We start from the raw sequence: 10,270 nt of genomic DNA, 5'->3' as shown, positions 1-10,270 counted from the left end.
TATAGTTCATAAATACTATTCGCCGACAATTAGTTAAGTACTAATGAACTTGTGACAGTTAGGGTGCGGAATGTGGGATACAAAGACTTTGCACACTGGCAGCGACAATGGTTGCAAGGAGAAATCCTGCAAACTCAACTCTCTTACTGGAAACAACAACTTGAGGGTATGCCACCCGCATTGCAACTACCCACTGACCGACCACGGCCATCGGTGCAAACTTCACACGGCGCTCAACAATCTATCGAGTTGTCCGAAGCAGTCATTAAGCAACTGAAGGCGATCGCTCGTCAACAGGGTATAACTTTATTCATGTTGCTATTGGCAGCATTTCAGACTTTTCTCTACCGTTATACAGGACAAGATGATATTGCGATCGGAACACCGATCGCTAACCGTAATCGTGAAGAAGTGAAAGGGTTAATTGGCTTTTTTGTCAATACCTTGGTGTTACGTGCAGATATGAGCGGCAACCCGACTTTTGACGAGTTGCTGACGCGGGTAAAAAAGGTAGCTGTAGAAGCCTATACACATCAAGATTTGCCCTTTGACCAACTGGTAGAAGTAGTGCAACCAGAGCGGGATATGAGTCGTACACCGCTATTTCAAGTCATGTTCAATGTCCAGGATTACTCGCAATTACCAGAAATGCCTGGTTTGGCATTGAGCCTGTTAAAAATAGAAACCGAAACAGCACAGTTTGATTTGAGCCTCTCTATTGAGATTACAGAGCAAGGAGTGGCGGCATCATACTATTATAATACTGACCTATTTGATGCTGTCACCATTACCCGAATGCTCAGGCATTTTCAGAATTTGCTCTCAGGCATTGCGGCTAATCCTCAAGCTCGGCTATCCAACTTACCACTTTTGAGTGTGGCAGATCGTCAGGATTTACTAGAACTTAGTCGCAATCAATCCCTAATTCCTTCCCAATCAGAGCAATGCATTCATCAACTGTTTGAGGAACAGGTAGAGCAAACACCAGATGCGATCGCAGTGGTATTTCAAAACCAGCATTTAACCTACAGAGAATTAAATCAGCAGGCGAATCAACTAGCACATCACCTCAAAACCCGCAAAGTCGGGCCAGAAGTTTTAGTTGGAATCTGCATAGAGCGCTCTTTAGAGATGGTGATTGGACTCTTGGCGATCCTCAAAGCCGGAGGAGCTTATGTACCTCTAGATCCTGCCTATCCAAAAGAACGTCTTGCTTTAATCTTGAAAGATGCTCAGGTGTCAGTCCTTGTGACTCAGGAATCACTGCTGGCTGTTCTGCCTGCGATTGAGTCACAAGTCGTGTGCGTTGATACAGACAAGAGCGCGATCGCCCAAGAAAGTCAGGAAAATCTTGTCAATCAGACGCAACTAGAAAATCTTGTCTACATTATTTACACCTCTGGTTCGACGGGAACTCCCAAGGGCGTGACGATTCAGCATCGCTCTTTAGCCAGTTATGCTAAAATTGCCTGTTTAGAGTATGGACTACAAGGAAGCGATGCCGTTCGCGGAGCGTCTCGTAGAGAAGGCGGGCAAAGCGATCGCGTGCTGCAATTCGCTTCCATCAGCTTTGATGCTGCTGCTGAAGAAATCTTCCCCTGTCTAATCTGCGGTGCTGCTCTCATCCTGCGTACAGATGAGATGCTAAGTTCAATACCTCGATTTTTACAGCAGTGTCGTGATTGGGGGGTAACTGTCCTTGATTTACCTACCGCCTTTTGGCATCAAGTTACTTCTGAATTAGCAACAGCAAATTTGGCACTTCCCGATTCCTTGCGATTGGTGATTATTGGCGGCGAAAGAGCCGACAAAAAACACCTGACAACGTGGCAGCAGCAAGTTGGTCAACGAGTCCGCCTTGTCAACACCTACGGTCCTACAGAAACAACAATTGTGGCTACACTCTGTGACTTATCAGGATCGACAGCCGACGAAGTGCCGATTGGCAAACCCATTCCCCAAGTCCAAACTTATGTCCTTGACCCTTCTCTACAACTCGTGCCTGTAGGAACTCCCGGCGAATTGTATATTGGAGGTGTCGGTGTTGCTCGAGGCTACCTCAACCGACCAGACTTAACAGCAGAAAAGTTTATTCCTAACCCCTACAGTTCAAAATCTGGGGAGCGTCTTTACAAGACAGGTGACTTAGTTCGCTACCGAAGTGATGGCAACCTGGAATTTATCGGACGCATCGATCATCAAGTCAAGATTCGGGGTTTCCGCATTGAATTAGGAGAAATAGAAGCCTTACTGAATCAACACCCAGATGTTCGAGAAGCCGTGGTCGTTGCTCACAGCGATCGCTGTGACCATCAGCGCTTGATTGCTTATGTCGTTGGGCAATATCAGCCGGAAACGGTAGAAGCCTTAGACACTCAGCAAACCTTGCAGTGGCAAACTGTTTTTGATAGCCTCTATAAAAAGTTTGATCCCACTCAACACTCCGGCTTCTATATCAAAGGTTGGGAAAGCAGCTACACAGGGGAATCTATCCCAGACGAAGAAGTGCGTGAGTGGATGGAGCAAACCACCGGGCGCATCTTGGCTTTACAGCCCAACCGGGTTTTAGAAATCGGTTGTGGGGGTAGCGGCCTGATGCTTTTGAGCATTGCATCTCATTGCCAGCAGTACTGGGCAACAGATCCATCACAAAATGCCCTGCAAGTCCTCCAAAAGCAGTTAGATACTCTAGAGCAGCCATTACCAGGAGTCACACTCAGCCAGAGAAGTGCTTTAGATTTTGATGATGTGACAGAGAATAGCTTTGATGCGGTGTTAATTGTCTCTGTGGCTCAGTACTTCCCAAGCATTGACTATTTGCTACAGGTTTTGGAAAAGGCAGTCAATGCTGTAGAACCAGGTGGCTTCATTTTTCTAGGAGATGTTCGCAGTTTGCCCTTGTTGGAAGCATTCCACGCCTCAGTTCAACTTTATCGGGCATCAGAAACTCTCTCTAGAGAAACATTGCAACAGCGGGTGCAAAAACTGTTGTTTGAGGAAAAACAATTAGTCATCGATCCCGCTTTCTTTACTGCCCTCAAACAGCATCTACCTAAAATTTCTCATGTTGATATTTTGCTAGAGCGTGGTTGTTCCCAGAATGAATTAACCAAATTCCGTTACGATGTCATTCTCCATGTGGATGATAAAGCGCCTCAGACAAAGGAAATCACCTGGCTCGATTGGAACAAAGAAGATTTAACCCTATCCTCAGTTCGCCGCATCTTAGGAGAAACTGCGCCCCAATTTTTAGGTCTTACTAGTGTACCGAATGCCCGTGCGATCGCAGACCTTCAACTCGTGCAGTGGTTGGCAAATAGTGAGGCAACAGAAACTGTAGGCGAGATCAAACAGGTTTTAAGCTCCCTTGAAGATCGAGGCATAGAGCCAGAAGTCTTCTGGGCATTAGAAAAAGACTTCCCTTACTCAGTCCAAATTACTTGGTCAGGTAATGGTGCAGGCGATCGCTATGACGCGATCTTCACGCGCTCTACAAATGCTACTCAGTGTTTCTGTTTGCCTGCTGCTGTACCTCCTTCGTCCCGTCCTTGGCACGATTACGCTAATACTCCCTGGCAAGGAAGTTTAGTGCGTGAACGAGTACCTCAACTCCGAGATTTCCTCAGAGAAAAGCTACCTGAATACATGGTGCCAACGGCTTTTATATTCTTAGACGCGCTTCCTTTAACCCCCAATGGCAAAGTCAATCGTCGCGTCTTACCGTTGCCAGAAAGTTACTCTACCCACAACAACCTTTATGCTGCTCCTGAAACAGAGCTACAGCAGACCATTGCTAGTACGTGGCAAACAGTACTCGGTCTTGAAAAAGTTAGTATTAACGATAACTTTTTCGATCTAGGCGGTCATTCTTTACTGATCTCTCAGGTGAATGCACAACTGCGAGAAAAATTACAACGCGATATCTCAGTGGTAGAAATGTTTCAATATCCTAGTATCAGTTTGTTGGCGAAACACCTTAGTCAAGAACAGCAAGAACAACATTCTTTTAAAGAGATTCATCATCGATCTGAAAAACAGAAGTTGGCTCTAAACCGACAAAAACAAACTCATAAGTCACGTAAATAAGTAGAAAAGACTTTAGCAAAACTATGCAAACAGGAAACTTGACTACTACATTGCACTCATTGCTTTTTTTATTTCCAATTATTATTGGATCAATTTTTGTGACATTTACGTTGATGTTATTGGAATTTCCTTGGTTGGGTAAAGTTGTGGTGGCTAGCCGTTTGCTCTAATAAAAAGTGTAATTAATGAGGTAAAATAAGAGTAATGAATAGTTACGATTCAATACAAGAAATTGCAATTATTGGCATGTCAGGACGTTTCCCCGGTGCTAATAATATTGAAGATTTTTGGGAAAATTTATGCTCTGGAGTAGAATCAATATCTACTTTCACGGATGAAGAATTAATTGCCTCTGGAATTGATCCAGAATTACTTAGCAATTCTAATTATGTGAAAAACCTTGCTATCTTAGAAAATATAGATTTATTTGATGCTTCATTCTTCGGCTTGAATCCCAAAGAAGCAGAAATTACAGACCCGCAGCATCGTTTATTTTTAGAAAATGCATGGGAAGCATTAGAAAATGCTGGCTATGACTCCCAACGTTGCGAAAGTCGGATTGGAGTTTATGGTGGTTCTAGTTCAAATAATTATTTATCATTGGATTTAAATAGCGAGCGCACTGGATTGGGTAGCATTTTCCAAGAGGGAATTGGCAACGAGAAAGATTTCCTCGCGACTCGCGTTTCTTATAAATTAAATCTCACAGGCCCAAGTCTAACAGTACAAACTGCCTGTTCTACTTCCTTAGTAGCTATTTCTTTAGCTTGTCAAAGTCTATTAAATTACCAATCCGATATCGCTTTAGCAGGTGGAGTATCTATTCACATTCCCCAAAAAACCGGGTATTTGTATGAAGAAGGGGGAATTTTATCACCTGACGGTCACTGTCGCGCCTTTGATGCCAGAGCCAGGGGAACAATTATTGGTAATGGTGTAGGAATTGTGGTTTTAAAGCGGTTGGCTGAGGCGATCGCTGATGGTGACAATATCTATGCTGTAATTAAAGGTAGTGCCATCAATAATGATGGTTCTGGTAAAGTTGGTTACACAGCACCCAGCGTTAACGGACAAGCAGATGCGATCGCAGAAGCACTTGCTTTAGCTGGGCTAGAACCTGAAACAATTAGCTATGTAGAAGCTCATGGGACAGGAACTATCTTAGGCGATCCCATTGAAATTTCTGCTTTAACAAAGGTTTTTCGTGAAAGTACAAACAGAAAGGGCTTTTGTGCCATCGGTTCAGTAAAAACAAATATCGGTCATTTGGACGCAGCTGCTGGGATTGCAGGACTGATTAAAACAGTTCTAGCCCTTAAACATCAGCAGATACCACCCAGCTTAAATTTTGAGCAACCTAATCCTCAAATAGATTTCGCCAATAGTCCTTTTTTCGTTAATACAACGCTTACAGAATGGAAAACCGGAGTTACCCCTCGTCGGGCTGGGGTCAGTTCCTTAGGTATTGGTGGGACTAATGCTCATGTCATTCTGGAAGAGGCTCCAGCGTTACCAGCTTCCAGTTCCTCTCGCCCTTGGCAGTTATTGGTACTTTCTGCCAAAACAGACTCAGCTTTAGAAACTGCAACAACAAATCTGGTTCAGTACCTCAAGCAACATCCCGATATTACCCTGGCGGATGTGGCGCATACATTGCAAGTAGGACGCAGGGAATTCAATCATCGTTGCATATTGGTGTGCGCGGATATCGAAGATGCAACTAGCGCCTTACAGCAGCCAGATCCTCAAAGAGTTTTCACTCACTTACTCGAAAGTGGCGATCGCTCCATCACCTTTATGTTTCCTGGACAGGGCGCTCAGTATGTGGATATGGGTAAAGAACTATACCAGACTGAGCCGATTTTTCAAGAACAGGTCGATCTGTGTTGTGAATTGCTTCAACCTCATTTAGGTTTGGATTTGCGATCGCTCATATATCCGGGCGAGTCGGAGTCAGAAGCCGCAGCACAAAAACTGCAACAAACTGACATTACTCAGCCTGCATTGTTTGTAATAGAGTATGCTCTAGCTCAGTTGTGGATGTCATGGGGTATTTCTCCAGGTGCAATGATTGGTCATAGCATCGGGGAATATGTGGCAGCTTGCCTTGCTGGTGTCATGTCACTTGAAGATGCTTTGGCGCTAGTGGCGGCGCGTGGAGGACTGATGCAACAACTACCATCTGGTGCTATGCTCTCCATACCACTGCCAGAGGAAGAAGTTGTAGCTCTACTGGATGAAAAATTATCCCTCGCTGCCAGCAATGCACCAGCCTTGTGTGTGGTTTCGGGAACCCATAATGCTATAGATGCATTTCAAAACAAGCTCCAAGATCGAGGTATAGACTGCCGCCGTCTCCATACTTCCCATGCTTTTCATTCCCCAATGATGGAACCCATATTAGAGGCATTCCAGAAAGAAGTAAGCAAAGTCAAATTACATCCTCCAAAAATTCCCTTTGTTTCTAATGTCACAGGAATCTGGATTACAGCAGAGCAAGCCACAGATTCAAATTACTGGGTAAAACATTTACGGCAAACAGTGCGGTTTGCAGCAGGCATTTATACATTGTTGCAAGAGCCAAATCACATCCTACTAGAAGTGGGGCCGGGACGCACTTTGTGTAGCTTTACTAAAAAGCATTTAAATTCCCCAGGACTATCTTCATTACGGCATCCGAAAGAAAAACAGTCAGATATTACATTCTTATTGAACACATTAGGTAAACTCTGGTTGTATGGAGTACAAGTAGATTGGTCAAGATTTTACACCAATGAGTACCGTCATCGTCTTCCCCTGCCAACATATCCATTTGAGCGACAGCGTTACTGGATTGAACCCGAAGTTTCATTACACGAAAAACTAGATATTTCCGACTGGTTTTATATTCCATCTTGGAAACGCTTAATGCCGCCTCAGCCGTTTAGCTCAAAGCTTCAAGCAACTCAGGCAGGGTGTTGGTTAATATTTATTGATGAGTGCGGCTTGGGTGAGAAAATCGTGCAACGACTTACCCTTGAGGGTAACAATGCAATTATCGTCAGAATAGGAGAGCAATTTAGTAGCGAAATAGCATCCGATCGACGCGTATATACCATCAACCCTCGACGACAGGATGACTACTACGCCTTAATCAAAGAACTTAATAGAGTGGAGGTGACTCCAAACAGGATTTTACATTTGTGGAATCTTACATTGAACAGTGGCACAGAATTAACAATTGAGTCCCTTGAAAGGTGTGAAACTCTAGGCTTCTACAGTCTGGTATTTCTAGCACAAGCACTTGCAGAGCAGCAAAGGATGACAAATCCGATGCAAATTGGAATCGTGTCAAACAATTTGCAGGAGGTGACAGGCTCAGAGGTGTTAGACCCAGGTAAGGCTTTTATATTAGGGCCGTGTAAAGTCATTCAACAAGAGTACTCGAATATTGCCTGTTGTAGTATTGATATCATTATTCCTGAAACAGAAAATTGGCAACAAGAAAAACTTGTAGATCGGTTACTGGCGGAATTCACGGTTCAATTGTCTGACCGTGTTGTGGCGTACCGTGGAAATTATCGTTGGGTGCAAACTTTTGAACCCGTCCGCTTGGATAGAGTAGTCGAAGCAAAACCCCAGTTAAGGGAAAGGGGAGTTTATCTGATTACGGGCGGATTAGGAGGAGTTGGTCTTTTTAATGCAGAATATCTAGCGAAGACTGTAAAAGCAAAACTCATACTGATAGGACGTTCAGCTTTTCCTAACCGAGATGAGTGGTCACAATGGCTATCAGATTATGGCGTTCAAGATAGCGTCAGCCGTAAGATCCTTAAATTGCAAGAACTTGAGGCGTTGGGTGCGGAAGTTTTAGTATTTAAAGCTGACATTACCAATCGAGAACAAATGGAAGCAGCAATCACTCAGGCAAATAATCGATTTGGTCAAATTAATGGGGTAATTCATAATGCTCTAGAAGACAAAAAAGGATTAATTGCACAAAAAACGCTAGAAATAGGAAGAATTGTTTTTACGCCGAAAATAATAGGAACAATAATACTCGATAATCTCTTCAAAAATGTCGAGTTGGATTTCTTTGTCCTGACTTCATCACAAGCTTCAGTTATAGGTGGAATTGGGTTAGTAGAATATACTGCTAAAAATGCTTTTAATGAACTAATAATTATACAGATGATAGGTGTGCTTCACATCGTGGCTCTGGAGCAAAGTTTCAAGGAAATTGTGAAACGCCATGAAGCTTTACGTACTACTTTTGAAATAATCGAGGATCGACCAGTTCAAGTCATTCATCCTATTCCGACTGCAAATGTCACAATCAAAGTAATGAATGTGTGTAACTTGCCAGAAGCACAACGGAATACTGATGTACAACGACTAATTGTAGAAGAATCTCAAAGTACCTTTGACCTTACCCAAGGGCCATTACTCAGATGTACTCTCTTGCGCGTTGACGAGCAAGAGCATATATTATTGTTTACAATCCACCATATTGTCTCAGACGGCTGGTCAATTGGTTTGTTGGTTCAAGAGTTGGCAGCATTGTACGAAGCCTTCTCCACTGGAAAACACTCTTTACTCCCGGAATTAACCATCCAATATGCAGACTTTGCTCTTTGGCAGCGAGAGTGGTTACAAGGGAAAATACTTGATACTCAGCTACGCTACTGGAAAGAGCAATTAGCAAATGCGAAAACAGTTCTGGAATTGCCAACAGATAGACCGCGATCGCACCTTCAAACTTCCATTGGGAAAAAGCACTCTTTCTCACTTCCTGCGACACTATCCAAGTCTCTCAAATCTCTAAGCCAGCAAGAAGGAGTCACTCTCTTTATGACCCTGCTGGCAGCATTCAATACCTTGCTTTACCACTATACTAATCAGGAAGATATTCTCATAGGTTCTGCCATTGCCAACCGCAACCGTAGCGAAATTGAGCAATTAATTGGCTTCTTTATCAACACCTTAGTATTGCGTACCAATCTCTCAAATAATCCCAGCTTTAGATATTTGCTGCAAAAAGTTAAGGAAGTAACCTTAGGTGCATATACCCATCAAGATTTACCTTTTGAGAAGCTGGTAGCTGAACTACAGCTAGAACGTAACCTCAATCACACGCCTTTGTTTCAGGTATGGTTTGTCCTTCAGAATGCCCCTATATCCAATCTTGAACTTGCAGGACTTAAACTTAGCTTTTTAGAGGCTGAAACTGTAATGGTTAAGCACGATTTGAAGCTTGACCTTTCAGAAATACCAGAAGGAATCAAAGGCTTTTTTGAGTATAAAACAGACTTATTTGATGCTAGTACGATTGCTCGGATGGCAGAACTTTTTGTAAAACTTCTAGGCATTATTGTTGAACAGCCTGATATCAAGCTGAACCAGTTGAGAGCAATCTTAAATGAGGCTGAAAAACAAGACCAATTTCTCAAACACCAAAATTTTCAAGCAGCGCGTTCTCAGAAATTAGGTAAAGTTAAACGCAAAGGAATTATTAGTACTGATTAGGTTAATAGTTCTTGAGCAGTGTTAGAAAAAATAATTCTTCAGTAAAATTTATAAAAAGAATAATGAATTTCAAATCCGGGAGACGAAAACCAATCATTGTGTCGCCAGAAGAACTCATAAAAACAGAGTTTATTCTGCCAGGACAGCATTTACCATTAATTATTAAACCTCAGGTCAATGACGTAAACTTGATAGCTTGGGTAGCCAACAATCGTGATTGGCTAGAAACTCAATTATTCAAATATGGAGGAATTCTTTTTCGTAACTTCAATATCAAAGTAGTTACTGATTTTGAACAGTTAATTAAAAGTATTTCTGGAGAATTAATTGAATATTCTTATCGGTCAACTCCTCGCAGCCAAGTAAGTGGTAATATATATACATCAACTGAATACCCCGCAGAAGAATCAATTCCTTTACACAATGAAATGGCATACGCCCGAAGCTGGCCAAAAAAAATATGTTTTTTTGTGTAAAAGCAGCAACAGAAGGCGGGGAAACACCAATTGTTGATAGTCGAAAAGTATTTCAACAGCTCGATCCAAAAATCAAAGAGCAATTCATTCTCAAAAAAGTTATGTATGTCCGTAATTACGGACAAGGACTAGACATCTCCAAAATACTAACATTCTGTGGTAAAAGAACATCAGAGAGTTTTTTGACACAGAAATATGAGCGA

Annotated in this window: 2 protein-coding genes and 1 pseudogene; all 3 read left to right on the top strand. The window is 42.6% G+C overall.

Features of this window, described 5'->3' with window-relative positions; translation table 11 throughout:
• Positions 1–72 precede the first annotated feature (72 nt).
• Complete coding sequence (locus tag CDG77_RS31850; protein ID WP_190234123.1) at positions 73–4,086, top strand: non-ribosomal peptide synthetase; 4,014 nt, start codon at positions 73–75, stop codon at positions 4,084–4,086.
• A 204-nt stretch (positions 4,087–4,290) separates the two neighbouring features.
• Positions 4,291–9,591: a type I polyketide synthase gene (locus tag CDG77_RS31845; protein WP_094333208.1), complete on the top strand. Its 5,301-nt coding sequence runs from the start codon at positions 4,291–4,293 to the stop codon at positions 9,589–9,591.
• A 62-nt stretch (positions 9,592–9,653) separates the two neighbouring features.
• Positions 9,654–10,270: pseudogene (locus tag CDG77_RS31840) on the top strand (TauD/TfdA family dioxygenase); the annotation flags it as partial.

Origin of the sequence: Nostoc sp. 'Peltigera membranacea cyanobiont' 213 (assembly GCF_002245975.1) — a bacterium.
In the GTDB taxonomy this organism is placed as follows: Bacteria; Cyanobacteriota; Cyanobacteriia; order Cyanobacteriales; family Nostocaceae; genus Nostoc.
The sequence above is the reverse complement of the archived record's forward strand: the minus strand, read 5'-3'. Positions and strand labels throughout refer to the sequence as shown.